Below are 26,780 nucleotides of genomic sequence, written 5' to 3' on the forward strand. Positions count from 1 at the left end.
GGCTAAATTCTGTTTTTCCCACTTTTTAGTCTCGGAAAGTGACAAAAGAGGGATAACTTTATATCAAAAATTACTTAGTCTGCAAATAAAGCCAGGTTAGGATTATTATTTACTATGCCAACTACGTCTTGCAAATCGAAAGCTGCACTAGATTCATCATTAGTACCAAGCTCAACTAAAAATAGTTCTTCATAGTCGTTTAAACCATCAAGCATATCTTGAATTGATTGTTGTTCGTAGACTCCCGCTACATCGGGTACTGTATCGTTAGGTGCTAATACCAATTGACTGGGAGCATATAAACTACAGCTAGTTGTATTATTAATAACACTATATTTAAAAGTTACTTCGTTAATAGAATCAACAGGTAGTAGAACTTTTTCATTGACTGATACAGTTTCAATTATTTCTTGATTTTGATAAATATCAATTTGAATATTTAAGAAATCACCGCCAGCACCACATTGAATTTGAGACGCGAAATATAAAAATTCAATCATTGTTATAATTTTTTGATTTACTAAAATAATTTAAAATGGCTCTATCTTATCTTTAGATTGTAGTTTTTAAAATCTAAGATAATTAGAAAATACTTAAATTTAAAATTTGATTTAAGCTCACTTACAATATTCACTTACTTTTTAATTAAATAGGTGAATTTGCGATTAAGAATCAGTATTTTAAAATAAAGTTTAAATAAAACATTATCTCATATTAGTATTTTTATGTTCTAAGTATCAGTATAAATATTCAATACAACACACATAAAAAAGGAAGCTCAAATTGATGAACTTCCTTTTTAACTAGATTAAAATTAACTGCTTGCAATTACTTAACAGTAACTTTTGCACCAGCATCTTCTAATTGTTTCTTAGTTTCTTCAGCATCCTCTTTGGGAACGCCCTCTTTGATTGCTTTGGGTGTAGATTCAACCATTTCTTTAGCTTCTTTTAGACCCAAGCCAGTGATGGAACGAACCACTTTAAGAATTGCAATTTTCTTCTCTTTAGGTACTTCTTCGAGAACTACGTCAAATTCAGTTTTTTCTTCTTCGGCTTCACCACCGCCACCAGCACCAGGAGCAGCCATTACTACTCCAGCAGAAGCAGCAGCACTTACGCCAAAAGCTTCTTCAATTTGAGAAACTAACTCAGAAGCCTCTAAAAGACTAAGAGTTTTCAACTTTTCGAGAATTTCATCAGTTGCAGCAGACATACTTTACTCCGTTATTGATAAATGATTGATTTTTTTGTGTAAATAATTTCAGACAAAATATTGAAAGATTACTCTGCTTTCTCTGAAACGGCTTTGATGCCTCTTGCCAGTCCGCTGGGAACTTCTTTAACACCAACAGCAATTTTGGTAGCCAGAGCGTTAATAGTGCCAGCAATTTGAGCGTATAGCTCGTCTTTGGTGGGCAAGTCGCCTAATGCTTCGACTTGGGTCTTAGAAAGAGCTTGACCTTCCATTACGCCACCGCGTAATTCAGTCTTTTTGGTTTCCTTCTGGAATCCCTTATAAGCTTTGACGGCTGCGCCTATCTCTTCTCCTGTGAAAAGAAACGCCGTAGCATCACTTAGCAAACCTTCCATTGGTTGCCAATTTGCATCACCATCGATGGCGATGTTCATCAGGGTGTTTTTCGCAATCTTGCAAGTCGCACCACTAGGGCGAAGACGATTACGTAATTCGGTAATTTCTGCTACCGACAACCCCTCATAATTAATCACAAAAGCTAGTTGAGCTTCACTCAAAGTTTCTTTGAGGTCGGCGACTATCTCTTTTTTATTGGCGAGGGTTCTTCCCATTCCGTATCACCTCCTGTTTTTTTGGTATCTTTTGGGTCAAGGTATAAACGACAAAACCTCCAGCTTTTCTGCCAGAGGTTGCCTAGTATTTATCCCCATTCCCGTTCCCCAGAAATAAGAGTATAAAACTAATAGACATTAACCTCGGCAGGATATTAAGCGATTTAATTATTAGATTTAATTATTAATTTAACCGCGCCCGCTGTCTTTGGTACTAGTCGTTTAATTCTTTAATATTTTTTGTAGTGTTTGGCTACTTATGACCTTTAGGCTGCATCAGACAAGTTTAGATCTTGTAAAGCACTGATATCAACCTGAATTGATGGACCCATTGAAGCAGAAACAAATACAGTACGCCAGTAACGACCTTTTGCACCACTAGGGCGGTTACGGTCGACAGTTTCCTGTAGAGCTTTTAGATTTGCTAACAAATCTTCCGCAGAAAAAGATGCCTTACCAAACATAACATGAACGATGCCAGTTTTGTCAGCTCGGAACTCTAATTTACCAGCCTTAAATGCCTGAACTGCTGGTTCTAGGTCGGCTGTAACAGTCCCCCCTTTGGGAGACGGCATCAAGCCTTTAGGCCCCAAAACACGACCTAATTTAGCCACTTTGGGCATCATATCAGGGGTAGCAATCAAGATATCAAAATCCATCATGCCTTTGGAAATGTCTTCAATTAGTTCTTCCGAACCATAAATTTCTGCACCAGCTTCTTCAGCTTCTTTGACTTTCTCTCCGCGAGCAATTACAGCTACTCTAACGGTTTGACCAGTACCTTTGGGCAGACTTACGGTAGTTCTTAGTTGTTGGTCGGTATATTTGGGATCGATACCGAGTTTGATGTGAACTTCGGCGGTTTCATCAAATTTTGCTGTAGCTGTCTCTTTGAGTAACTGTAACGCCTCAAGAGGTTGATAGACTTGGTTGTCGTCTACTTTTTCTAGTAACTCGCGCATTCGGCGAGATGGTTTTTTTGCCATGTTATTCTCCTTGGGTAATTAATGAAGCCTTCAGCCTCTCCCCATTCAATTGGTTTAAATTTGTTCTATCTATTCTGCGATCGCAATACCCATGTTTTTCGCCGTACCCGCGACAATCTTCATTGCTGCTTCAATGTCATTAGCATTGAGATCGGGTAATTTTGTTTGAGCGATTTCTTTTAACTGAGCTTGGGTAATCGTACCAACTTTTTGTTTGTTGGGTTCGCTAGCACCTTTTTCTATTCCTGCTGCTTTCTTAATGAGAACCGAGGCAGGAGGTGTTTTGAGGATAAAAGTAAAACTTCGATCTTCAAAGACAGATATTTCTACAGGAATTACAAGCCCTGCTTTATCTGCTGTTTTGGCATTATATTCTTTACAGAATGCCATAATATTCACACCGTGTTGACCCAAGGCAGGTCCAACGGGAGGTGCGGGGTTAGCTTTACCCGCGGGTAAGGCTAGTTTGATTAACGCGACAACTTTTCTTGGCATTTTTTAGTTTTGTTTTTCGACTTGATTAAACTCCAATTCTACTGGAGTATCTCGCCCAAATATAGACAATAAGGCTTTGAGCTTACTTCTTTCTGGGCTGACTTCTATTACTTCCCCTTCAAACTCTTTAAATGGACCAGAGAGGACAGCAATTTTATCGCCAATTTCCATGTCAATTTTAATGACTGGCTCTTGTTCTTCGGCTTGCTTAAAGATACGCTCCACTTCAGCACGAGATAAAGGTAACGGCTTAACGTGACCCCTGCCTCGTCCGTAACGACGTTTTTGTTCTGCCCCCACAAAGTTAATCACATTAGGGGTGTTTTTGACTACCTGCCAAGCATCGTCGTCCATCAGCATTCTGACCAGGACATAGCCTGGAAAGACTTTTTCGTCGCTAGTATAGCGCGAGCCATCTTTACGTATCTTGACACTGGGAGTTTGAGGAATCTTAACCTGTATAATCCGATCGCCTATTTCTAGGGTCTGAATTCGCATATCTAGATCGGTTTTAACCCGTTTTTCACACCCTGAAGCAACTTGAATGGCGTACCAACGAGAAGCTCCTTTGGTTGTGGTTGCGACTTGAACTTTCTCTGGCGATCGATCTAGTTGCTCGCTATTCTCCTCTGGTTGCTGGTTATTATCTTCTGGCACGTCTACGGTATCATTCATAGTTTAGAATACCTTTCCTGCTCCCCAAGCAAAGACATTATCTATTAGGTAAATGATAGTAGATACTAAAATCACCATTAAAATTACTGCTGCCGACTCGCTAATTAATTGTTGACGAGAAGGCCATACTACTTTACCCAATTCCTCTTTGGTTTTAAGCGCAAACTCGGCTGCACCGTTTCCCTGTGCTGTATCTTTATCTGTAGATTGTTCTTTTTTTACTATATCTTTTTTAGCCAAAACTGTTGCCTCGCAGGAGTATTCGCCGAAATAATTTATATGTTGCTTTTATTTTAAATATTAGCTATGCAACAAAGACATCGGCTTGTGATTATCTTTATTGCTTAAAAACCCTAAATCAAAAAAGAAGGGTTCTATATAGTAACTATTATTAAGCTTAACGAATTACTAAGCAAATAAATGAATAAATGGCTTATATCCACTAGTAGTCCGAATAAGTTTATGTATTCCCACTTTACTTGTAGTGTGCAACTAGGACTATACGCGCCTTGAAGGACTTGAACCCTCGACATCCGGTTTTGGAGACCGACGTTCTACCAACTGAACTAAAGACGCATTTTCCTCTAACTTTTCATTTGTCAGAGTCTCCCAATTATACAGCACTATAAGCCTGTTCAAACTAAAATTTTCTCATGATCGAAAAAAAATTTAGATAGGGCGGTCAAAACGCTGTTTGATCCGAGTAGCTTTACCTACACGATCGCGCAAATAATATAATTTAGCTCGACGCACTTTACCACGACGCTCTACTTTGATTTTGTCAATCATCGGAGAATGAAGCAAAAATACTCTTTCTACTCCTACTCCTTGAAAGACTTTTCTGACGGTGATGGTTTCGTTGATGCCACCATTTTGCATCGAGATCACTGTACCTTTATAAGGTTGTACTCGCTCTTTGTTTCCTTCTGTAATTCTGACACCAACTTCCACAGTATCCCCAACATATATTTTGGGAATATCTGATTTTAGATGTTCGGCTTCTATTGAACGTATAATGGCTTCGGCATTCATGGCTATTATAAAAACTCACGATTTATCATAATAGCTTTTTTTTAGGTCTATGGGAAGACAAACCAGTAATTATTATCTTTCACGGAATTCGATGACATCGCTTTTGATTGTCATGTCGTAGCCACTAAAAAAGCTCTGTCCGAGCAGCCCCATATCCATAGTAGGAGCAGTGATCACAAGAGGACTTTTTTGGGATATATCCGAGACACCTACTGAATATACATAGCCAGCAGACATAGCAACGCGACTGTGACTAGGAGTAGAAGCCCAGATTGTTCCCTCATGCTTAACTTTGAGTTTTTTTGCCATTGCTTGGGTGATCACAATTTCACTTGCTCCTGTATCTAGCATCATTTCAAATATATAGCGATCGTTGAATTTAACATCAATTACAGGAATACCCGCTACTCTACTTTTGATTGGAATAATATAGACGCCTCGATCTTTTTGATATAGTTGGGGTTGTTGATAATTAGAACGGCTTTTTGGGGGTTGAGAGTTTTGGCACAGAGAACCCAGATTCATCGAATTGCCCTCGCTATCGAGCATAAAGCAAGTAGAATTATCTTGTGCTTGCACTGGGAAACTAAAAGAGAAATTAAAAGAATTAAATACTGTTGTTAAAAGGACGAGATTAAATATTTTTTTCATTTTAGGAAATATTAATAAAGCAAGTTATTTGATTGATATACAAGATTTATTTCCAGCCTATCTTTTTTCTAAAACTTGCCTTAAGACGCAGATCACAACAGTATCAATTAGATTTCAAAACTAGATAATCTTAAATTAGTTGTAAAAACCATGAATTGTGGACTATAAATTATGGATTACATGATTTTTTACTATGACTATAACTCCCGCACAAGAAGCGATCGCTAATTTGATAAATCTGGCAGAAAAAGGAGAAATAGATCCTTGGGATGTTCCTGTCATCGAGATCATTGACCGTTTTTTAGCCGAACTGGGACTAATAGGTGAGACTGAATCGCCCCAACAAGAAGCAGATCTTCCTCGCTCTGGTCAAGCATTTCTTTGGGCATCAATGCTAGTTTTGTTTAAAGCTGATAGTCTCCATCTGTTGCAAGAGGAACTATTAGAAATAGAAGAAGAAGAGTTTTTTGAAGAAGAATATATTGAGACGGAAAAAAGATCTCTCCCCGCTAATTTGGAACAGCATATTCGTCGACGCACTTCCGCGCAACCAGTAGGAAAGCGTCGCGTAACCCTACAGGAATTGATCGAACAACTAGAACACATTGCAGCAGAAATAGAAGCAGCCGCCACTGACACTTCTCCGAAACGCTCTCAACGCTCTCGTAGTGCAGCTATCAAGGCGATCGCACAATTGGCACACAATGAAAACCTCACGGAATTAGCAGCCCAACTAGAAAGTTTTTTGTATCTTAATCTGGCACAATTAGCTTCAGACAGAGATTATGTAGATTGGGAAAATCTCTTGGAAAGATGGCATACTGCGGACGCATCAAAAATTTTAAACCAAGACCATTCCCCCAATTCAGATTTAGATCGAGCGGGAGTTTTTTGGGCATTGCTACTCCTTTCGGCTCAGTCTAAAGTAGAACTAGTTCAAGAAGAATTTTATCAAGATTTAAGCGTTCGCCCTCTCAATTCATGCGTTCAAACGTGAGTCTTCTGGAACTATTCTTGATAGACTGTAATGGTTTAAATATTTATAATTAAGTTTGGTTGAGGAGAAGCTTTCATGAAAGCCATGATCTTGGCGGCTGGTAAAGGCACTCGCGTTCGTCCCATTACATATACAATTCCCAAACCCCTGATTCCGATTCTACAAAAACCAGTCATGGAATTTCTGTTGGAACTTCTGAGACAGCATGGTTTTGATGAGATCATGGTTAATGTGAGTCATCTGGCTCATGAAATAGAAGGATATTTTCGCGACGGACAGCGTTTTGGCGTTGATATAGGCTATTCTTTTGAAGGTAGTATTGTTGATGGAGAATTGGTCGGTGCAGCTTTGGGTTCGGCTGGCGGTTTGAGAAAGATTCAAGATTTTAATACATTCTTCGACGATACTTTTGTCGTATTGTGTGGTGATGCTTTAATTGATCTAGATTTGACCGCAGCAGTCAAGCAACATAAAGCCAAAGGTGCGATCGCAACAGTGGTAACGAAGAAAGTTCCTAAAGAAGATGTACCCAGTTATGGTGTAGTGGTTACTAACGAAGAGGGCAAAATTAAATCCTTTCAGGAAAAACCCTCTGTAGAAGAAGCTCTAAGTACGGATATTAATACGGGAATCTATATTTTTGAGCCAGAAATTTTTGATTATATTCCATCCAATCAAGAGTATGACATTGGTGGAGAACTTTTCCCCAAGTTGGTAGAAAAAAATGCCCCTTTTTATGCCGTTTCGATGGATTTTGAATGGGTTGATATTGGCAAAGTCCCCGATTACTGGCAAGCTGTACGGGGAGTGTTAACTAGAGAAATTAAAAATGTTAATATTCCTGGGACAGAAGTTAAACCTGGTATTTATATAGGATTGAACGTAGCAGTAAACTGGGATAAAGTAGAAATTGAAGGTCCTGTTTATATTGGAGGAATGACCAAAATTGAAGATGGGGCAAAAATTATTGGTCCTGCTATGATTGGTCCTAATTGCTATATTTGTAGCGGTGCGACTGTTGATAATAGCGTGATCTTTGAATATTCTCGTTTGGGTGAAGGTATTCGCTTGGTTGATAAGCTTGTATTTGGGCGTTACTGTGTTGATAAAACTGGTGCAGCGATAGACTTACAAGCAGCAGCATTGGATTGGTTGATTACTGATACTCGCAATAATCATTCCGAACAAGAATTGGATGAACATCAGGTTATTAAGGATTTCTTAAAAGAAGATAATTAATTCCAGTTCGATCTCGATTCTCTTCTCTGGAATGAGCTTTTAGCTGCAACCCAAACTTATTGGGATTGATTAGAGTAAGAGTTAGTATTGAAAAATTTTTAGCAGCATTTTCAATACTAGCTCAAGTATAAATATTGAACTAGAGTTATTTAGTATTGAACTAGAGTTATTTAGTTATTCATTTGTGCAATTTTTTGACTTTTGTTGCTATAATGATTGAGCGTTAAATGGGCTATAACTCAGTTGGTTAGAGTGTCACATTGACATTGTGGAAGTCGGCAGTTCGAGTCTGCCTAGCCCAATACTCACAAAAAGAAAGTTTGTTAATAATCGGACTAGCTATCAACGAACTCTTTTAACCGTTGAATTCCTTTTTTGATTGTATTCATATCCGTAGCATAGGAAAAACGAATACAGTTGTCTGCACCAAAAGCTATACCTGGTACAGCTGCAACTTGTTTGGCTTCTAATAGCTCATTGCAAAAATCGAGGGATTTTTTACCAGTTTGGGAAATATCGACAAATAAATAAAAAGCACCGAAGGGTTTGGGACAACTTAGCTGGGGAATAGCATTAATCGCTTCGTACATATAGCTTCTACGTTGGGCAAAAGCTTGCATCATTTCTACCACACATTCTTGGGAAGATTCTAAGGCTGCGATCGCGCCATACTGAGCAAAGGTACATACATTAGAAGTACTATGTCCCTGAATTTTTGCCATTGCTTGAATAATCTCTATAGGTGCAGCTGCATAACCTACTCGCCACCCAGTCATGGAATGGCTTTTGGCAAAACCACTACTAGTGATAGTGCGGGCAAAGATTTCGTCATTGATCGAACCAATACTAAGATGTTCGGCATCATCATACAGAATTTTTTCGTAGATTTCATCGGAAACAACTAAGATATCTTCCTCTACTACTATCTTCGCTAAGGCACGTACTTCATCGGGGCTATATACTGTTCCTGTGGGGTTAGATGGGGAATTGAAAACAAACAGCTTAGTTTTGGGGGTAATAGCCTGTTTTAACTGTTCGGGGGTAATTTTATAATCATTCTGGGCTAATGTATCCACAATTATGGGAGTACCACCCGCCGACTTGACCATTTCGGGATAACTCAACCAATAGGGTGCGGGAATAATTACTTCATCTCCTGCTTCAATTAAAACTTGCATTAAATTGAATAAAGAGAACTTACCGCCATTGGTAACAATAATATTCTCTGGTTCGTAATTGAGATTATTATCGTTTTTTAGTTTTTTGGAGATCGCTTGCCTGAGTTTTAATTCTCCTACCGCAGCACCATAACGGGTTTTTCCTTGATCTAAAGCAGTTTTCGCAGCCTCACATATATGCTTGGGGGTAGGAAAGTCAGGCTCTCCCGCACTAAAGCTACAAACATCAATTCCTGACGCTTTCATTGCTTTAGCTTTAGCGGAAATTGCCAAAGTAAGGGATGGAGATATTTGACTGACTCTTGCTGCTAATTTCATTATTTTCAAACCCAAGATATTCTGTTTGGCAACTATTGGACGAAGGAGATTATTATAGTTTCCCAAAGACTTTTGATAATAACCGATATCCTGGCACTTTTCTTTACATTTGCTCGTATTTTGTCTCTATTGTTATCAAGCGATCGCATTAATAGATGATTTTGCGATCGCTTTCCACTTTTCTCGATAGCTAGAAAGGGCTATTTCTTGTTCGTCTGATAATTCAGCTATCTTAGATTTTGGCATATTCATTTTATTCTCAGAAATGTTACTAAGTATTAAGAAAATTGCGTTTTTACACCTATATTCGCTGATTTGTAGGTACAACCATTAGTGTTCCTAATTGTATGACTATTAACTAGTATAAATATACTAAATTATCTTACCGAGTCGAAAATTATAGTTCATGGTTCATATAAAGCGCGTTGAACTTTCCCATTTTAAATCTTTTGGCGGTACGACTAAAGTCCCTATATTGCCTGGTTTTACTGTGATTTCGGGACCAAATGGTTCGGGAAAATCGAATATCTTAGATGCGCTATTATTTTGCTTGGGTTTGGCGAGTTCTAAGGGAATGCGAGCCGATCGCTTGCCCGATCTAGTTAATAATAAGCATATTGGCAATGGTAAAGCAGCGGAAACGATTGTATCTGTAACCCTAGATTTGACAGATCTCGGGGATTTATCGGATGTAGTAACCACTATTAGCGATGTTAAGGATTTGACTCCGATTTCGTCTTCGGAAGAGTTACAAGCGGTGATGGGGGGGAATGGTAACGGAAATGCTAATGGGAATGGTAACGGGAATGGTAACGGTAGCCACGATTCGACTCAAGAATTAGAAGAGATTGCAACGGTAGATAGTGATGATAAAAAGATTATTGCGATCGCCAATGGTAATAGTCTGGAATGGAAGGTAACGCGCAGGCTAAGAGTCGGCAAGAAGGGTAACTATACTTCGACTTTTTATATTAACGGACAGGTTTCTACTGCTACGGAAGTTCACGAACAGCTACAGAAATTAAGAATTTATCCCGAAGGTTATAACGTAGTTTTGCAGGGTGACGTTACCAGCATTATTACGATGAACTCTAAAGAAAGAAGAGAAATTATCGATGAATTAGCTGGAGTCGGAGCATTTGACCGAAAGATAGAGCAAACTCGCAAGACTTTAGATAAGGTACAGGAAAGAGAAGAAAAATGCCATATTATCGCTCAAGAATTAATTGCCAATCGCGATCGCTTGGCTGCGGATAGAGTGAAAGCGGAGAAGTATCGTAAGTTAAAAGAGAAGGTACAAGAAAAGAAAATTCAGGAAAAAGTTTTAGTTTGGCGATCGCTTACTCAACAGCAGGAAGAGTTACAGGAGAAAGTTTCTGCTGGAGAATTGGAGAAAGTAAAGTTGACCGATAATATTGCCAAACTGGATCTAGAAGTAAGAGAATGTAGCGAGAAATTGGAGACTCTCAACGCTCAAGTCAAAGCCTTGGGAGAAGAGGAACAACTATCGGTAGCTTCGGATCTAGCGACTCAAAAAGCCAAACAACATCAATTACAGCAAAAGCTAGAGGAGTTGGGTAGTAGCAGCCACCAGAAACAATTAGCATTGGTGCAAACACAACAAAATCTAGAACAGTATCAACAACAAATCGAACAGTTTAGTCGAGAAAAGAATCTGTTAGAAACGGAGACTATTCCCGCATTAACCCAACAAGCTTTGTCTGCCAGAGAAACTCTAAGTAATAGTAAAGAAAATGCTAATGCGATCGCCGAAGCATCAGAAGCTTGGGTACAAGAACAAGCAAATCTTTCTCGCCAGGTAACGGCGATCCAAACAACCTTAAATCCCCAACGCACAGAACAAGCAAGAATTAGCGAGAAACACAATCAACTCGATCGCAGTATCGGGGAGCAAAATCAGTCTTTATCAGCGGTAGAAGCGGAATTAACCGCCAAACAAAACGAATATGATGCCCTTTCTGGTATAGTAACTACCGAGCAAGCTAGGGTGCAAGAGATCGCCAGTCAATTAGCAGCAGCAGAAAGCGATCGCTCTTTGCAAGAGGAAACCAAACAACGGCTGTTGAAAGAACAACGAGATAAACAGAGAGAATTAGATAAGCTAGAAGCAAAAAAGCAAGCCCAACAAGAAGTGCAGGGTACTTACGCCAGTAAAATTATTCTCAACTCCCATATTTCTGGAGTGGAAGGATTAGTCGTACAGTTAGGAGAAGTAGAACAGCGTTACCGCTTGGCATTGGAAACCGCTGCGGGAGGTAGATTGGGCTTTATCGTCGTAGAAAGCGATCGGGTTGCAGCCGAAGGTATTGAATTATTAAAAAGAGAGAGGGGAGGGAGAGCGACTTTCTTACCTCTGAATAAAATTCAAGCACCCAGAATTGGCAATATTGCCACCATGCGTTTTGGTAGAGGCTTTATCGACTTGGCTGTTAATTTAGTCGCCTGCGACTCTCGTTACGACGAAATTTTTGCCTATGTCTTTGGCAATACGGCAGTTTTTGATAATCTTAATAATGCTCGTTCTAGCTTGGGCAAACATCGTATTGTCACTCTAGAAGGGGAAATTTTAGAAGTTAGTGGAGCAATGACTGGTGGAAGTAAATCTAGTCGTTCTAGCTTGCATTTTGGCGGTGCTGACAACGGAGAATCTAGTCAAGTGGAAGCATTAAGAGCGCGATTGGCAGAGATAACCCGCATCTTAACTAACTATGACGATAGATTATCAGATCGACTGACACAAATCAAGGATTTGGCGGAAGAGTTGACTGAAGCCAGACAGTTGGGGAGAGATAATAAAATGCTCTCCGAACAATTAGCAAAAGAAATAAAACGCCTGACAGCACAACGAGAATTATTAATTAATCAGTTGCATCATAATCGTCAAGAAAGAGAGACGATTCAAGCTCGTCTAACAGAATTGGATCGCTCTATTCCCGAACAAGAAACTCAATTGTATTCTTTGCAAGAGCAATTAAAAGTATTAGAAGAATCCCATCAAGAGAGTGAATGGCAGCAAGTCCAGGCAGTAATTAATAGTCAAGAAGAACACCTACAAATACAAGAATTAAATTTAAGAAATTCCGAAACTTTATTATTAGATGTAACTAATCGCTATCAACGCTTAACCGAAAAAAATACCGAAACACAAGAATATAGAACCCAACTATTAATTGACTGCTCGACAGTCGAAGAACAGCAATCAGTAATTAACCAGCAACTAATCGAAATAAAGCAGAAAATTGTCGCAGCAGAAATAGAATTAGAACAGCTTACCGCCAAACTAGGTGTAACCAAAGAAGAACGTGATCGCCTTGAGAATGAACTCAAACAATTGCGTGAAAAGCATCAAAAACAGTCTTGGCAGTTAGAAAAGCTCAATTCCACTCAGCAAGAAAGACAAGAAACTCTTCAAACTTTATCACAACAAATAGGCGAACAAGAACAAGAACTACCCAATCCCATTCCTGACATTCCTCAGTTAGTTAATGAAGATGAAATAGAAGTAGGAGAATTACTTACTTTTGCCAACCTGCAAGAACAAGTAGAACAACTACAAAAACAAATTCGTAATGGAGAAAAACGTCTCGAAGCAATGGAACCTGTCAATATGTTGGCACTAGAAGAATATGAAAAAACCGAAGCCAGATTGCAAGAACTTTCTCAAAAACTAGACACCATCGAACTAGAAAGAACTGAATTATTACTGCGCGTTGAGAAATTTACTACTCTAAGACTGCGGGCTTTCAAAGAATCTTTTGATGCGGTAAATGAAAACTTTCAAAAAATATATGCCGAACTCTCCGATGGCGACGGGCATTTGCAATTAGAAGACGAAACCGATCCTTTTAATGGCGGTTTAAATTTGGTAGCCCATCCTAAAGGAAAAGCGGTACAAAAACTAAGTTCTATGTCTGGGGGAGAAAAATCTTTGACTGCCTTAGGTTTTATTTTCTCTCTCCAAAAATACCGCCCTTCCCCTTTCTATGCTTTTGATGAGGTAGATATGTTCCTCGATGGTGCGAATGTGGAGAAGTTATCCCGCATGGTGAAGAAACAAGCCCAGTCAGCCCAGTTTATTGTAGTTAGTTTGCGTCGTCCGATGATTGAGGCTTCTGAAAGAACTATTGGGGTTACTCAAGCTAGAGGGGCGCATACTCAGGTATTGGGTATTAAGATGAAGTAGTTTTTTTGTTTCGCGCAAAGACGCAGAGGCGCAAAGGAAGATAAGCAAAAACAAGAATCTTATTTGTAGTTAGTTGTCATCTGAATTATGGGAATAATATTTCTATGAAAGTTTGAACACGAGAATTATAGAAATAATTATGTCAAATTGGCAATACTACGATCTTCATAGTGATTATATTAATAAGGAACTTGAATTGTTAAGGCTAAAGATTGATACACAAATTTTGGGTAATAAGAATTCTATAAAACAAGAATATGAAATAGATGACATTTTAAAAGAATTAAATCAATTAATAGGTTTAAAGCAACTAAAAGAAGAAATTAATAATTTAGTGGCTTTTGTAAATATCCAGCAAAAAAGAGAAGAGCATGGTTTACCTAAATCTCCAATAACTTTACATTTGGTTTTCTGCGGATCTCCTGGAACTGGTAAAACTACGGTAGCAAGGTTGATTGGCAAAATATATAAAGAGTTAGGTGTTCTCAAAAAAGGTCATTGTATCGAAACTGATAGATCGGGGATGGTTGCTGAATACATTGGTCAAACTGCACCTAAAGTAGAACAATTAGTTGAATCTGCATTGGACGGAGTACTTTTTATTGATGAAGCTTATGCTTTGAAACCATTGGAATCACCTAAAGATTTTGGTCAAGAAGCAATAGATACTCTTCTAAAAAGAATGGAAGATTATCGCGATCGCTTAGTGGTAATAGTAGCTGGTTATTCAGACGAAATGAAGCGATTTATTGAATCGAATCCTGGGTTACAATCCCGATTTACTAGATATCTTAATTTTGAGGATTATACACCAGAGGAACTATTAGCTATTTTTAAAAAAATGTGCGAGCAAAATCATTATCAGATTGAATCGAAAGCAGAAGAAAGTCTATTAGATAAATTCAAACAGCTATATGTTAATCGAGATTCTAATTTTGGAAATGGTCGATTAGCTAGAAATATTTTTGAAAAAACTATTGAAAAACAAGCTACTAGATTGGCGACAGTACAAAATATTACTAAAGAAATAATGATAGAAATTATTGCTGAAGATATACCCAAATAATTTCTTCTTTTAAAGTACTTTGGAGTCAAATCTATGACCTTAAGAAATGACATCGAAAAAACTCGCAAAAAGAGATTGCCTTAATACTGAAATTAAAGCGATCTCTTTTTTATATATATATAAATATCAATTACGCTGGAATAGGTTCAACATAAAAGGAAATACCGCTTTCTCCCTCTAATTCATAGTCAGGTAAACCATCCAATACAGCATCTCTTTCAACTGCGGAAGGGGTATAAAAATGAGCGTCAATTGTTGCGTTATAAAAACGATAGACGGCAGTTGTTCCTTCTACCTCGGATTCATAAGCATAGTAAGCAATTCCTTCAAAATTATAGTTAGGAAGATTTTCTTGAATGGCATCTCTTTCTACTTCATTAATGGTGTAAAGATGAACTCCCGTACTGGTATTAAAGAAGCGATATACTGGGCTAATTCCTGTTAGAGGATCGTCAGTTTCTGGGGCAGCAATATAAGAAGCTCCTTCAAATTCGTATTGGGGCAAATTATCAATTACATTATCTCTTTCATCTTGGGATGCAGTATAGAAATGTACTCCAACTTCAGGATTAAAGAATCGATATACCGTAGCAGCATCACCTAATAGATCGTCGTTTTGAATGATACCTACGCCTTGATTGTCGGTAATCACCGCAGCACCAGAAGCTTCGTTTAAATTAACAAAGAAAGTCTCGTTTGTTTCTGGATTATTATCACCATTAACAGGGACAGTTATCGTTTGAGTACTTTCTCCAGGGGCAAAAACTAACGTCCCCGAAGTATTGGTATAGTCGCTATCATTTCTGGCGGTACTATTAGCCGTTGCATAGTTAATAGTGATTTCGTTAGCTGTTGGTTGGTCGTTGGTATCTAACAGAGTTACAGTAAATTCTGCATTGATATTTCCTTCATTTCCTTCTTCTACCCTAACATCATCAATGGAAGCATAAAGCCCATATTCATAAGCACCAATATCTACAGTTTCATTATAGATACGGGGATTGTTAGTAATGTCGGTAGTACCTGGTGTAGTAGAGACAAAACTGTTATTACCAGTATTAATTCCAGGGGAATTTAATTGAAGACGAAAATTGTTTCCATTTTGATTTACAAATAAAGGATCTTCTGTAATGTTATTTTCTAAAACAATATCTCTTCCATCTTCAATATCTTCTTCAAATGAAGGAATTTCGCCTTTGATAATATTATTGCTAAAGTTACTAGCTTCTGGAAGACTGCCTCTAATAAAGATATCCTCTAGAAGCACTTGAGGACGATCTACTACATCATTATTCCAAAAAATATTATTTACGATATTTGTATTATTTCCTCTTCCGCTATCATCAAAAATAGCGTCACTTACATTTCCTTGATTATTGTAGAACGTACTATTAAAAACATTAAAGCTATCAATTGCACTGCGAATATATATTGCTCCAGCACTTTGACTTTGATTTTCAAGAAATAAACTATTATTTACATTTAAGTTTCCGTCGTTATCAAAGTGAATTGCACCTCCATTATCGCTAGCAGAATTATTAATGAAAGTAACACTAGTGATAGTTGGACTACTATTATCCCCGAAGTATATTCCTCCACCATTGCCAATTGCCGAGTTATCCTTAATGATTAGATTCCTTAAAGTGGGACTTGCATTTATTCCACCACGAAAAGCAGCCCCATCGTTTCTATTAACTCGAAATTGGTTCTCTCCATCCGCTTGACCGCCTGTAACAGTAAAACCATCAACAATAGTAGAAGAAACTGTATCTGAGATATTTATAACATGATGACTATTATCTCCAGAAGTACTTTCACCAATATTTCCACTCAGAATTGTTTCGTTGGTTTGCCAGTCTCGTCGATCTAAAGACGTTTCATCGCCAGAGAATCCTCCATAAACTTCTACACCACTGGGAATTACAAAACTAACATCCCGAGGATTACTAACACCTTGAGGCAGAGTATTACCAGTTACAGGAAAATACGTACCTTCCGCTACCCAAATTTGATCGCTTGCACCACCAGCAGCTAAAGCTGATTGCAAATCTGTATAAGCATTCGTCCAAGAAGTACCGTTATTTTCTCCTTCCGCATCTCGATCTACATAAATAATAGAAGTTTGTTGTTCGACTTCTATATTTTCTCCGTTAATATTCACCGCTCCTGCATCCTCTACTCCTCGTAAGATTGATAACTCTACGTCACTCAAAGAAACTCCCGTAACTTCGGCAGCAAAGATTTCCCCTTCGTCTCCAGGGCTATCTGTTGAATTGGCTTCTGAATCGAGAAAATGTCCCACCGAATCGATGACGACATTGGAGACTGCATCTGGGTTATCAGCGTTGTCGATTAAAAATTCTTCCGATAAATAAATTGTGCTGTTATCGGCAGCATAAGCACCAGAAGCATTATTAATTTGCTCTGCGGGCAAGATTTCGATCGCGACACCGCTGCTGTCTTCGGTTTCTCCTGTTAAATCTGTTACGACAGATTCAATTAAATCATTTCCCAGATCGACATCAAAACCATCGCCAAAAACTTCCGCTAAAGTGCCTGATGAATTGTCTCGATCTACAAAACCCTGTAATAAATCTGCGGTGCTGTTAAAATTTTGTTGCAGAATATCTCTTGCTGATTCAGTCATTTATTAATGTAAAGATAATGAGCTATTAATAATTAATATGAAGCTTTAGTTGTAATTATGCTAAACCTCAATAATGATTCACTTTATAATGTTTTATCCCTCTAAAGCAATGCAATCAAAATAGTCTTGATTTGGTTTGAATATTTTGAATATTTAAAATGAATAGTTATTAGTTATATCCATGAAAAACGAGTTGGGTTAACGCGATCGCAACCCAACTAAAAAAAATTATTACTTCAGTTTATTGTTTAATTTTGCTTAATTAACTTTTCCAAGAAGCTTTAATTGTACTAGGCTCGCCTATATGACCTTGGACTGCTATACCTCGCTTATTGGCATCAAGATGACGCACTATTTTGTAAACTGTCTCGATCTCATCGCCGATACCAGCTTTATTAGCTAATTCCTCTAGAGAGAGAGGCGAAGAAGTTTCTTTGAGAGTTGCTACAACCTGTTTTTGAATGTCTAAAACCGATGCAGCAGCTTTTTTACCCGCTTCTACCCCTGGTTGGTGGTAGGCATTAATATTAACCAAAGAAGCATAGATACTAACCGTCCTTTCATAAAGAGCAATTAGCGCACCGACAACGCGCTCGTTAACTTTGGGGATGGTAATGGTAATAGAGTCTCTTTGCTTATCGTTTAAAGCAGTACGAGTCCCCAAGAGAAATCCTTTGAGATAGTCCCCAGAAGTAATTCCTGGTTCGATTTCCACAAAATCTGCCGTGCGATCTTCTAGCACTTCAATAAAGGTTAGGAAGAAATTATTTACCCCTTCTCTCAGTTGTTGTACGTAGGCGTGTTGATCTGTCGATCCTTTATTCCCGTATACCGCAATACCTTGACTAACCACATTACCATCGAGGTCTTTTTCTTTACCCAAAGACTCCATAATTAGCTGCTGGAGATAGCGACTAAAGAGCAACAAACTATCTTTGTAGGGCAAAATCACCATATCCTTTTCTCCCCTACCGTGTCCCGCAGCATACCAAGCCATTGCCAGTAATGCAGCAGGATTATCTTGAAGACTGTGTTTGCGAGTTAGGGCATCCATCGTTTTTGCCCCTTCTAGCATGGCTCTAATATCAATTCCTTGCAAAGCAGCAGCCACTAAGCCCACAGGAGACAATTCCGAAGTTCTTCCCCCTACCCAGTCGCGCATGGGGAAAATAGCCAACCAACCTTCTCGTTCAGCGATCGCTTCTAGTTTACTGCTTTTTCCTGTAATCGCAAAGGCGTGAGCAGCAAAATCCAAATTGCGATCGGTGTATACTTTCTTAACTTCAAGCATCCCGTTACGAGTTTCGGGGGTACCGCCAGATTTAGAAATTACCGATACTAAAGTAGTACTGAGGTCGTCAATACCAGCTATAACTTTATCAATACCCGCAGGATCGGTATTATCAATAAAATGAATTCTTAAAGGTGGTTCGTTGGGGGCTAAAGCTTGGGCGACAAACTGGGGTCCTAAAGCCGATCCGCCAATACCAATTGAAAGAATATCGGTGAATTTACCACCGCTAGGAGGCTTGACTGCTCCACTGTGTACCTTCTGGGTAAAGTCCAGTACGCTATTGTTGGTATCGATAATATCCTGTTTTAATTCATCTGTAGGAGCGAGATCGGGGTCGCGCAACCAGTAATGACCGACCATGCGGTTTTCATCTGGGTTGGCGATCGCACCCCCTTCCAAAGCTTCGATATCTTTGAATGCCTTATCAAATTTAGGTTTTAATTCTGCAATCAAAGCATCATCAAAAGTAATTCGGCTTATATCTAAGTAAAATCCTAAATCTTCGTTGTAATATAGCCAATCTTGGTAGCGTTGCCAAAGTTTGAGGTTGTCCATAAGTTTTTATGTCAGCGCGAATTCTAACTGTAAGTTTAGTGGAAGCATTACTGCTTTATACCTTGTTTTACAATTTCTTCCCATCAGAGGGCTAAAGCGATCGCTTTTTTACTTTCGATCTTCGAGCCGTAACATTATTGTATTTTCCAAGAATCAATTATTTTTTCCGCACTATCCAAAAATTTAGAAAACTTGGATCTTTCCGCAGTGTATATAGCAATATAAACTTGATTATTTTTAAACATAAAAGTTTCCATTTGCCTTAATTGCAAGCCATTTTCTTCGCGAGAATAAACTACCCTCCGTGCGGGAGACTCAGCCATTCTGGCTTTACTATCCTGGTGGATTTGAATTTCACTACCTTTGGCTTGTCTAATACGTTCAAATACTGTTTGAGTGTATTGCTCTAAAGTAATAGGCTCAGAAGATAAATATTCAACAGTAATATTTACTCGTTCTAGAAATAAATCTGAATCAGTTTCCAAAGGAGACGAAAAGACTACTACTTCTCCAGTAATAGGATCGTCTAGTTCTCGATATGACCAAGCTTGAGGATATTTAATTTCAAATTGATAATTGTCATTAATATAAGTTCTAAAATCTTTATAGACATTGCGATTTACACCGACAAAAATAATTCCTAAAGCTAGAATAAAAGGCAATGTTAAGAATAACCAAATAATTTTTTGCTTGAATTTTGAAATACGGTTTTTCTCTCCACTTCTAGGAGACTTACTAGTATAACCAGCAACATCCCGAGGAGGATTGAAATTATTGAACATGGGAGGAGGAAGGGTCACGCTTTTTTGACTAAAATCTAATTCCTCTAACACTTCGGCTGCTGACTGATAGCGTATTTCCGAACGTTTTCCTACCATTTTATTGAGTATATCAGCTAATTCTGGTCGTATGTCAGCTATGGGTATATCATTTCCATAAGATGGATTTTCTTCTGGAATCAAATATAGAGATTTAGCTGCGATCTTTTCGGCTACTTTACCAGTCAAAGCATAAATAATAGTTTTGCCCAAAGCATAAATATCTGTCGTTGGATCTGGTTTTCCTTCTTTTAACTCTAAAGCAGAAAAATCATCATTAGCTATAGTTTCAAATAGCTTTTTATTAAACAGAACCGTATTTTTTATATTGCCAAAATTGCTCAAAAACTTTTGTCCGTTTTGATGCTGAATCAAACTAGAAGGCTGAATATTAAGATGAATAATATCTGCCTGGTGAACAAAATCCAAGATCCCTAAAATCTCTTGTAACCAATTTATTGCTTCAGTTTCATCAATTGATGACTTGATTAGCTTTTGTTCTAAACTTTCACCGTCAATAAATTCTCGAACTAAATAAAATTCGCGATCGCATTCAAAAAAAGCTAATAGTTGGGGAATTTGTGGATGCTGAGAAATATTTTTCAGGATGTTTCCTTGAGCAACAAACCCTTTGAGAACCCTTTGCCAAGACTGAGCCCCTAATACCTCATGCTCGTAATGAGGCTGTAGTCTTTCAATTTGACATTGCAGTTTGTCAGGGCGATCGAGATCTTCAGCAATTAAAACGCTGCTAAAATCATCTCCGCTCAACTGCCGAATAACACGATAGCGATCGCACAGTATTTTACCAACTATTGACTCCATGCAAGTCCAGTTACCTTTACAATTGCAAACAAATAAAGTACGACATATACCAATCCCAATCAACCTAGACGTTTTATTCTACTAGATTGTTCCCTTCAATTGATCCAAACGGGCTAACACCTCTTGAGAGTGAATGCTCGGTCTGACACCCAAAAAAGTCTCACGCAAAATTCCTTGGGGATCGATTAAATATGTATGTCTCAAAGACATTGCTCCCAACCAAGAGCCATAAGCTTTACTAACACTACCATTTGTATCTGCTAATAAAGGAAACTTCAGCCCTTCCGAATCACAAAATTCCTGATGAGAATCTACATCATCAACACTAACTCCCAAAATCTGTGCGTTTCTTGCCTCATATTCTGCAATATCTTGTTGAAAACGTCGAGCTTCAATAGTACAGCCAGAAGTAAAATCTTTCGGATAAAAATATAAGACAACCCATTGACCGAGATAATCTTGGAGAGATATTTCTCCCGACCCAGTATTGGTAGGAAGTGCGAATTCGGGAGCGGGTTCATTGATGAGGGGTTGCTTTCCTCCCATCGCCCAAGCATTAGATCCTAATCCCCAAAAAAGTGTTAAACACAAGACAATAGCCAACCAAAATCGAATCGAAATCAAACGTTTCATAATGTACAAAAATATGATTTACTTAACATGAGAATAATAAGTAATGTTAAAACCATAACAAAAATTAATTAGCAAAAGTTGATTTTTAATGGTGTTTGATGAGTCAATCCTGTTAACTATTTGTTAACATTATTGCCTGAAAGGAAGCGCAAAAACTAGTTTTAAAGAGAATAAGTTATGAGTACAGATTTGATTCCACCTCATGGTGGCGAATTAATTAACCGCTTGGCAACTGCTGAAGAAAAAAAAGATTTTTTAGCCAAAGCTGATTCTTTACCTAAAGTTAAATTAGACAAAAGAGCAACTTCCGACTTGGTTATGATTGCGATCGGCGGTTTTAGCCCCATCAGAGGATTTATGGGCAAAGATGACTATATTGGAGTCGTCGAAAAAATGCGCCTAGCAAATGGTTTACCCTGGTCTGTACCTGTAACTCTTTCCGTAACAGAAGAAGAAGCAGAGCCTTTGACAGTAGGTAGTCTAGTTCGTTTAGACAATCCCGATGGTAAATTCATTGGAGTATTAGAGCTAACTGAAAAATATACCTACGATAAAAAGCACGAAGCCATTAATGTTTATCGTACAGAAGAAGATGCCCACCCTGGAGTAAAAGTAGTTTACGAACAAGGTGCAGTCAATCTAGCTGGCCCAGTATGGTTATTAGACAGAGAAGACCACCCTCAATTCCCCAAATATCAAATCGATCCCGCAGCATCTAGAGCATTATTCCAAGAAAGAGGCTGGAAAACTGTGGTAGGTTTCCAAACTCGTAATCCCATTCACCGCGCTCATGAGTACATCATTAAATGTGCTTTAGAAATCGTTGATGGTCTATTCCTTCATCCTTTGGTGGGTGCGACTAAAAGCGATGATATTCCCGCAGACGTGCGGATGCGTTGTTACGAAATCATGATGGAAAACTATTTTCCTCAAGATCGTGTAATTCTAGCGATCAATCCTTCTGCTATGCGCTATGCAGGGCCCAGAGAAGCCATTTTCCACGCCTTGATTCGCAAGAACTATGGTTGTACCCACTTTATCGTCGGTCGCGACCACGCTGGAGTAGGAGACTACTACGGTACTTATGATGCTCAAGAAATCTTTGGTGAATTTACCGCCGAAGAAATGGGTATTACTCCTCTCAAGTTTGAACATGCTTTCTACTGTACTCGCACGGAGCAAATGGCTACGGCTAAAACTAGTCCCGCTGATAAAGACGAACGTATTCACCTATCAGGAACAAAAGTAAGAGCAATGCTCAGAGAAGGAAAAACCCCTCCTCCACAATTCTCTCGTCCTAAAGTTGCAGAAGAATTAGCCAGAGCAATGAAAGCTGTCTAGTAGATCTCAATTACTAGGGGAAAACACTATAATTGGTTACAGATTTGAGGTTAATCTAATAGCCTTGTCTCTGTAACCTTTTTGATTTTAAGCGACATTTAACAGCTATTACTGATAGGCTGATAGCTGATGAGATCTAATTGCTAGTAGCTGATATGGGACTTGACCGCCGAACTTTTCTACAGCAAGCTGGATTGGCTTTGTTTACTTGGGGAGCAACCGAAATTGGATTGGATTCTCTGGGCAAAAGCAATAACCGACTAGCTACCTCGATTAAAAATTATCAACAAACTTTAGCTCAGTCTACTAATCGTAAGCTGGCGTTATTGGTGGGGGTCAACCGCTACCCCCATCAGGAAAATCTTGATGGTTGTCTGACGGATGTTGAATTACAACGGGAATTGCTAATTCACCGTTTCGGTTTTAATCCACAGGATATTATAACTTTAAGCGATCGCCAAGCCACTAGAGAGAACATTGAAACTGCTTTTGTCGAGCATTTAAGCCAACAGGCTGAAACTGATGATGTAGTGGTATTTCATTTTAGTGGTTATGGCGGTCAAATTAAAATGCCTTTGTCTTCAGAGATAGCTATTGCTGAAGACCTTAATTCGGTTGAATACAAACTGGTTAATAGTTTAGTGCCTGTAGATGGAATGCTGCCATCGAAAAAGACTTCGATTTCTAACAGTATCTTGCAAGATACACTGTTGCTTTTAGCACAATCTTTGTCTACTACCAAGTGTACTTTTGTTCTGGATACGAGTTTCAATCTTAGCCCTCGTGCTAAACATAGCAATTTCAAAATTCGTTCGGCGGCCGAAGTAGCCGAAGTTCCTAGCTCGGGAGAGCTGATTTTTCTAAACCAACTGCGGGAAAATTTGGCTAGCAAGGGACTTAAGCCCAGTAAAAGACTACTATCGTTGCCAGGGGTAGTTTTCTCTGCATCGGGTAAAAATCAAATAGCGGTAGAAAGACAATGGGACAACTTTAGTGCGGGATTATTTACCCAAGCTCTGACCCAGCATCTTTGGCAAATTACCCCCAGCAACAAAGTTCAAGTTGCTCTAGCGGGGGCTGCTGCCACTGTAGAACAGGTAATGGGGCGACAACAACAGCCTAGTCTCAATAGTCCTGATAAATCGGCGATCGCCTATTATCTTGCTACTAGTGATATTCCCAATGCTGCGGGAATAATTAGTAAAGCGAATAAAAATAACTTTGAAGTTAAATTATTGGGTTTACCTGCCAATATTCTCGATTCCTATGGTGTTAATTCTTGTTTGAGTTTGGTATCTTCAGGATCGGTTGATGGCAATCAAACTTCCCTGCTACAGATAAAATCTAGAGATGGTTTGCTAGCAAAAGCCCAACTGCTGTCAACTACGACGACTCATACCATCGAAGAAGGTGATTTTTTACAAGAATCTCTACGTATCTTAGAGCGTAATCTTGGTTTGACTTTAGGATTGGATGCGGACTTACAAAGAATCGAACGAGTCGATGCCACTAGTGCTTTAGCTAATATTAGTGCGGTAGATTCTGCTGTAGTGCTAAAAGAAGAAAATGCTGATTGTCTTTTGGGCAAAGTCAATCATGGCAATTTGGAAACCGCAAATAAGGAAAATAGTACTTTTAGCTATGGTTTGTATACCGCAGGAGGCATATTAATTGGCAAAACATCTGGTGGAGATGATGAAGCAGTCAAAATTGCGATCGATCGCCTGAAACCTCATTTTAATAATCTGTTAGCTGCCAAGTGGTTGAAATTAACAAACAACGAATTTTCTTCCAAGTTGAAGGTAGATGTATCTTTGGCTTCAGGAGGAGAAAATCCTGCTTCTGTCTTGAGTAAAGCAACATATTTATCTGACGATAAACAATCTCCAGGAAAAAAAATTGCTTTCCCTAGCAAAAATTCTCTTTCCAGTGTGGTAAATAACGTGCCAATTCTGGTTAAAGGCTCGGATTTGCAACTGTCTTTAAATAATATAAGCGATCGCCAATTGTACGTGCTTTTATTGAAGATTGACGTTGATAGTAATATTTTTGCTCTTTATACTCCTGCTAAATCTCAACCAACAGAAGTAGAAACCCAATTGGAAGATATTGCGATCGCAACTGGCAGTCAATTAGCCATTCCTCAAGCAGAAAGTTCTTGGAAATGGAAAGTTTCTGATTCTATTGGTATCAATACTCTATATGCTGTCTTCTCCGTTAGACCTTTTGCACAAACTTTAAAAGCCTTGGCAGCACAACAAAACTTCAAACTAGACCAACAACAACTATTAAACGTTACCAATCCTATCGCCGTAATTAAATCTCTCATGGAAGATCTCCATACTGCCAGTTCGGTATCTAACGATTTAATTGCCAATAATAATGATGTTTATGCTTTAGATGTCAATAGCTGGGCAACTCTTGATTTTGTCTATGAAGTAAGCAATGCCTAAAATGCCAAATGACGAATCATGAATGATCTTGTTATATTATCCAATGGCCCTGGGGAGGTAGCTACTTGGGTCCGTCCTGTGGTCAAATGTCTGCGCCAACAGTTGGGGACTAAGGACAGTGAAATACGAATTTCGGTCTTGCTTTCTCCCTGTCCCCATAGTACGGGAAAAGAAGCAGCAATCGCCCTTAGTTATCCAGAAGTAGATCGAGTATTATCTCCAGGGGATTTTTTTAATTTCTTGCTTTGGGGCAAAACTAAAGACAATTGGCAATGGCGCGATCAAGGCATCGTCGTTTTTTTGGGAGGAGATCAGTTTTATACTGTGGCGATCGCCCAAAGATTAGGGTACTCTAGCCTAATTTATGCTGAATGGGATGCTCGTTGGTATCGTTTTGTCGATCGCTTTGCTGTGAGCGATCGACGAGTGGTAGATCGAGTCCCCAAGTCATATCATCATAAGTTTTCCGTCGTGGGAGATTTAATGGCAGATGTAGCATTAGAAATTCGAGATCGACCTGCAACACCAAGATTAGATATTCCAGTTATTGGTTTATTGGTTGGCTCAAAACCTGCCAAGCTATCTCAAGGAGTGCCTTTATGTTTAGCGATCGCCGAGAAAATTCACGAACAGCTACCCAAAGTTGCATTTATTATTCCCGTCGCACCCACTTTAAATTTAAGTACTCTAAGCAAATATGCAAACAGCCAAGATAACCCTTTTGTTTCAGTTTTTGGCAACGTAGAAGGTAAATTAATCACTTCAGAAGACATGACTTATATAGTTACTTCTGGGGGAACAAAAATTAAGCTCGTTACTCAGTTTCCTGCTTATGAAGATCTTGTAGATTGTCAGCTATGTCTGACAACTGTGGGGGCAAACACTGCCGAATTGACATCTTTAGGGATACCCATGATCGTCTTACTGCCCACTCAACAACTAGATGCCATGCGATCTTGGGATGGACTACCAGGAATTTTTGCTAATTTACCAGGAGTGGGAACTATTCTAGCTAAATTAATTAATTACCTCGTCTTAAAACAAGGACGTTTATTCGCTTGGCCAAATATCTGGGCAAATTCAGAAATTGTCCCCGAACTAGTAGGCAAATTACAACCTGGAAATGTTGCCCAGTTAGCTGTGGATTATCTTACTCACCCCAACAAACTTCAATCAATGCAAAATAGCTTAATCGCAGTTCGAGGTGAAACTGGTGCAGCAAAACAGATCGCAGATATAATAGAGCAAGAAGTAACTTAAAACTTAATAAAACAGTACCAAGATTATCTATTTTCAGCTATCTTAGCAAATAGTCTTCCTAATTTCCTGGTCAAAAACAGAACTTCGAGGTATATTCGGGTCGCTTGTTCCCCGCTTTTTTAAAACGAGGCTTGCGAGCGAGCGACTTCCACGGTTAAAATTTTGATAGAGTAACGTCTCAGCAACTTCGCGATCGCTTATTATCTTCAGAAGAATTTGAATTCAACTGGCGATAATAAAACAAATTGCTGTTTAAGGCAGATAGAATTTCTTGAGTAGGCTAAATATTGTTTTAGTCCGTTAAG

General features: G+C 38.7%; 21 protein-coding genes, 2 tRNA genes and 1 other annotated feature. Of the genes, 8 read left to right on the plus strand and 15 right to left on the minus strand.

Annotated features, from left to right (window positions below; genetic code table 11):
- Positions 1-74: 74 nt before the first annotated feature.
- The 10 genes from I4641_RS01610 to I4641_RS01655 all read right to left on the minus strand — a co-directional run bounded on the left by I4641_RS01610 (position 75) and on the right by I4641_RS01655 (position 5,647).
- Positions 75-500 carry a hypothetical protein gene (locus I4641_RS01610; RefSeq protein ID WP_229638676.1) on the minus strand — a complete coding sequence of 142 codons (426 nt, stop codon included), beginning with the start codon at positions 498-500 and terminating at the stop codon, positions 75-77.
- Positions 501-828: 328 nt separating this feature from the next.
- Entirely contained in the window at positions 829-1,215 is a 387-nt protein-coding gene (gene rplL, locus I4641_RS01615; protein WP_229638677.1) for a 50S ribosomal protein L7/L12, read from the minus strand.
- Positions 1,216-1,283: 68 nt separating this feature from the next.
- The gene (gene rplJ, locus I4641_RS01620; RefSeq protein WP_229638678.1) at positions 1,284-1,808 is read right to left on the minus strand and encodes a 50S ribosomal protein L10; all 525 of its coding nucleotides are present in this window, start codon (positions 1,806-1,808) and stop codon (positions 1,284-1,286) included.
- A 41-nt stretch (positions 1,809-1,849) separates the two neighbouring features.
- Positions 1,850-2,038: a sequence feature (ribosomal protein L10 leader region), on the minus strand.
- Between the two features lie 36 nt (positions 2,039-2,074).
- Positions 2,075-2,794, minus strand: a complete 720-nt coding sequence (gene rplA, locus I4641_RS01625; RefSeq protein WP_229638679.1) for a 50S ribosomal protein L1 — start codon at positions 2,792-2,794, stop codon at positions 2,075-2,077.
- A gap of 69 nt (positions 2,795-2,863) precedes the next feature.
- Positions 2,864-3,289 (minus strand): 50S ribosomal protein L11, encoded by a 426-nt coding sequence (gene rplK, locus I4641_RS01630; RefSeq protein ID WP_229638680.1) that lies wholly within the window; start codon positions 3,287-3,289, stop codon positions 2,864-2,866.
- 3 nt (positions 3,290-3,292) lie between these two features.
- Positions 3,293-3,964 carry a transcription termination/antitermination protein NusG gene (nusG, locus tag I4641_RS01635; RefSeq protein WP_229638681.1) on the minus strand — a complete coding sequence of 224 codons (672 nt, stop codon included), beginning with the start codon at positions 3,962-3,964 and terminating at the stop codon, positions 3,293-3,295.
- A 3-nt stretch (positions 3,965-3,967) separates the two neighbouring features.
- Positions 3,968-4,204, minus strand: a complete 237-nt coding sequence (gene secE, locus I4641_RS01640; RefSeq protein WP_229638682.1) for a preprotein translocase subunit SecE — start codon at positions 4,202-4,204, stop codon at positions 3,968-3,970.
- Positions 4,205-4,467: 263 nt separating this feature from the next.
- Positions 4,468-4,540: transfer RNA gene (locus tag I4641_RS01645), tRNA-Trp, on the minus strand.
- A gap of 93 nt (positions 4,541-4,633) precedes the next feature.
- Positions 4,634-4,996 (minus strand): 50S ribosomal protein L19, encoded by a 363-nt coding sequence (gene rplS / locus I4641_RS01650; RefSeq protein WP_229638683.1) that lies wholly within the window; start codon positions 4,994-4,996, stop codon positions 4,634-4,636.
- 72 nt (positions 4,997-5,068) lie between these two features.
- Positions 5,069-5,647 carry a retropepsin-like aspartic protease family protein gene (locus I4641_RS01655; protein WP_229638684.1) on the minus strand — a complete coding sequence of 193 codons (579 nt, stop codon included), beginning with the start codon at positions 5,645-5,647 and terminating at the stop codon, positions 5,069-5,071.
- Positions 5,648-5,840: 193 nt separating this feature from the next.
- On the opposite strand from I4641_RS01655, the gene I4641_RS01660 reads away from it, so the two are divergent.
- The 3 genes from I4641_RS01660 to I4641_RS01670 all read left to right on the plus strand — a co-directional run bounded on the left by I4641_RS01660 (position 5,841) and on the right by I4641_RS01670 (position 8,185).
- On the plus strand, positions 5,841-6,644 hold the full coding sequence (locus tag I4641_RS01660) for a segregation/condensation protein A (RefSeq protein ID WP_229638685.1): 804 nt from the start codon (positions 5,841-5,843) through the stop codon (positions 6,642-6,644).
- A gap of 75 nt (positions 6,645-6,719) precedes the next feature.
- On the plus strand, positions 6,720-7,883 hold the full coding sequence (locus I4641_RS01665; protein WP_229638686.1) for a nucleotidyltransferase family protein: 1,164 nt from the start codon (positions 6,720-6,722) through the stop codon (positions 7,881-7,883).
- Between the two features lie 228 nt (positions 7,884-8,111).
- A tRNA-Val gene (locus tag I4641_RS01670) sits at positions 8,112-8,185 on the plus strand.
- Positions 8,186-8,218: 33 nt separating this feature from the next.
- Here the strand turns inward: I4641_RS01670 and I4641_RS01675 are convergent.
- Positions 8,219-9,379, minus strand: coding sequence for a pyridoxal phosphate-dependent aminotransferase (locus I4641_RS01675; protein WP_229638687.1), 1,161 nt, complete (start codon positions 9,377-9,379; stop codon positions 8,219-8,221).
- A 406-nt stretch (positions 9,380-9,785) separates the two neighbouring features.
- On the opposite strand from I4641_RS01675, the gene smc reads away from it, so the two are divergent.
- On the plus strand, positions 9,786-13,583 hold the full coding sequence (smc, locus tag I4641_RS01680) for a chromosome segregation protein SMC (protein WP_229638688.1): 3,798 nt from the start codon (positions 9,786-9,788) through the stop codon (positions 13,581-13,583).
- Between the two features lie 139 nt (positions 13,584-13,722).
- Entirely contained in the window at positions 13,723-14,649 is a 927-nt protein-coding gene (locus I4641_RS01685; RefSeq protein WP_229638689.1) for an AAA family ATPase, read from the plus strand.
- A 130-nt stretch (positions 14,650-14,779) separates the two neighbouring features.
- Here the strand turns inward: I4641_RS01685 and I4641_RS01690 are convergent, their stop codons facing one another.
- From I4641_RS01690 to I4641_RS01705, 4 genes are all read right to left on the minus strand, one after another.
- Positions 14,780-17,296 (minus strand): Calx-beta domain-containing protein, encoded by a 2,517-nt coding sequence (locus I4641_RS01690; RefSeq protein WP_229638690.1) that lies wholly within the window; start codon positions 17,294-17,296, stop codon positions 14,780-14,782.
- Positions 17,297-17,558: 262 nt separating this feature from the next.
- The gene (locus tag I4641_RS01695) at positions 17,559-19,145 is read right to left on the minus strand and encodes a glucose-6-phosphate isomerase (protein ID WP_229638691.1); all 1,587 of its coding nucleotides are present in this window, start codon (positions 19,143-19,145) and stop codon (positions 17,559-17,561) included.
- Between the two features lie 134 nt (positions 19,146-19,279).
- Entirely contained in the window at positions 19,280-20,788 is a 1,509-nt protein-coding gene (locus tag I4641_RS01700) for a serine/threonine protein kinase (RefSeq protein WP_229638692.1), read from the minus strand.
- An 81-nt stretch (positions 20,789-20,869) separates the two neighbouring features.
- Complete coding sequence (locus tag I4641_RS01705) at positions 20,870-21,421, minus strand: peroxiredoxin (RefSeq protein WP_229638693.1); 552 nt, start codon at positions 21,419-21,421, stop codon at positions 20,870-20,872.
- 177 nt (positions 21,422-21,598) lie between these two features.
- Here I4641_RS01705 and sat point away from each other — a divergent pair, with 177 nt between their 5' ends.
- From sat to I4641_RS01720, 3 genes are all read left to right on the plus strand, one after another.
- On the plus strand, positions 21,599-22,762 hold the full coding sequence (gene sat / locus I4641_RS01710) for a sulfate adenylyltransferase (protein WP_229638694.1): 1,164 nt from the start codon (positions 21,599-21,601) through the stop codon (positions 22,760-22,762).
- A gap of 155 nt (positions 22,763-22,917) precedes the next feature.
- Positions 22,918-25,215 carry a caspase family protein gene (locus I4641_RS01715; protein ID WP_229638695.1) on the plus strand — a complete coding sequence of 766 codons (2,298 nt, stop codon included), beginning with the start codon at positions 22,918-22,920 and terminating at the stop codon, positions 25,213-25,215.
- An 18-nt stretch (positions 25,216-25,233) separates the two neighbouring features.
- Positions 25,234-26,475 carry a glycosyltransferase family protein gene (locus I4641_RS01720; protein ID WP_229638696.1) on the plus strand — a complete coding sequence of 414 codons (1,242 nt, stop codon included), beginning with the start codon at positions 25,234-25,236 and terminating at the stop codon, positions 26,473-26,475.
- Positions 26,476-26,780: the final 305 nt, after the last annotated feature.

This window comes from Waterburya agarophytonicola KI4 (assembly GCF_020640915.1).
GTDB lineage: Bacteria > Cyanobacteriota > Cyanobacteriia > Cyanobacteriales > Xenococcaceae > Waterburya > Waterburya agarophytonicola.

Excerpts from the sequence above, each read along its gene's own strand:
- I4641_RS01610 (WP_229638676.1), bottom strand. The coding sequence starts at position 500 with ATGATTGAATTTTTATATTTCGCGTCTCAAATTCAATGTGGTGCTGGC.
- rplL (WP_229638677.1), bottom strand. The coding sequence starts at position 1,215 with ATGTCTGCTGCAACTGATGAAATTCTCGAAAAGTTGAAAACTCTTAGT.
- rplJ (WP_229638678.1), bottom strand. The coding sequence starts at position 1,808 with ATGGGAAGAACCCTCGCCAATAAAAAAGAGATAGTCGCCGACCTCAAA.
- rplA (WP_229638679.1), bottom strand. The coding sequence starts at position 2,794 with ATGGCAAAAAAACCATCTCGCCGAATGCGCGAGTTACTAGAAAAAGTA.
- rplK (WP_229638680.1), bottom strand. The coding sequence starts at position 3,289 with ATGCCAAGAAAAGTTGTCGCGTTAATCAAACTAGCCTTACCCGCGGGT.
- nusG (WP_229638681.1), bottom strand. The coding sequence starts at position 3,964 with ATGAATGATACCGTAGACGTGCCAGAAGATAATAACCAGCAACCAGAG.
- rplS (WP_229638683.1), bottom strand. The coding sequence starts at position 4,996 with ATGAATGCCGAAGCCATTATACGTTCAATAGAAGCCGAACATCTAAAA.
- I4641_RS01655 (WP_229638684.1), bottom strand. The coding sequence starts at position 5,647 with ATGAAAAAAATATTTAATCTCGTCCTTTTAACAACAGTATTTAATTCT.
- I4641_RS01660 (WP_229638685.1), top strand. The coding sequence starts at position 5,841 with ATGACTATAACTCCCGCACAAGAAGCGATCGCTAATTTGATAAATCTG.
- I4641_RS01665 (WP_229638686.1), top strand. The coding sequence starts at position 6,720 with ATGAAAGCCATGATCTTGGCGGCTGGTAAAGGCACTCGCGTTCGTCCC.
- I4641_RS01675 (WP_229638687.1), bottom strand. The coding sequence starts at position 9,379 with ATGAAATTAGCAGCAAGAGTCAGTCAAATATCTCCATCCCTTACTTTG.
- smc (WP_229638688.1), top strand. The coding sequence starts at position 9,786 with ATGGTTCATATAAAGCGCGTTGAACTTTCCCATTTTAAATCTTTTGGC.
- I4641_RS01685 (WP_229638689.1), top strand. The coding sequence starts at position 13,723 with ATGTCAAATTGGCAATACTACGATCTTCATAGTGATTATATTAATAAG.
- I4641_RS01690 (WP_229638690.1), bottom strand. The coding sequence starts at position 17,296 with ATGACTGAATCAGCAAGAGATATTCTGCAACAAAATTTTAACAGCACC.
- I4641_RS01695 (WP_229638691.1), bottom strand. The coding sequence starts at position 19,145 with ATGGACAACCTCAAACTTTGGCAACGCTACCAAGATTGGCTATATTAC.
- I4641_RS01700 (WP_229638692.1), bottom strand. The coding sequence starts at position 20,788 with ATGGAGTCAATAGTTGGTAAAATACTGTGCGATCGCTATCGTGTTATT.
- I4641_RS01705 (WP_229638693.1), bottom strand. The coding sequence starts at position 21,421 with ATGAAACGTTTGATTTCGATTCGATTTTGGTTGGCTATTGTCTTGTGT.
- sat (WP_229638694.1), top strand. The coding sequence starts at position 21,599 with ATGAGTACAGATTTGATTCCACCTCATGGTGGCGAATTAATTAACCGC.
- I4641_RS01715 (WP_229638695.1), top strand. The coding sequence starts at position 22,918 with ATGGGACTTGACCGCCGAACTTTTCTACAGCAAGCTGGATTGGCTTTG.
- I4641_RS01720 (WP_229638696.1), top strand. The coding sequence starts at position 25,234 with ATGAATGATCTTGTTATATTATCCAATGGCCCTGGGGAGGTAGCTACT.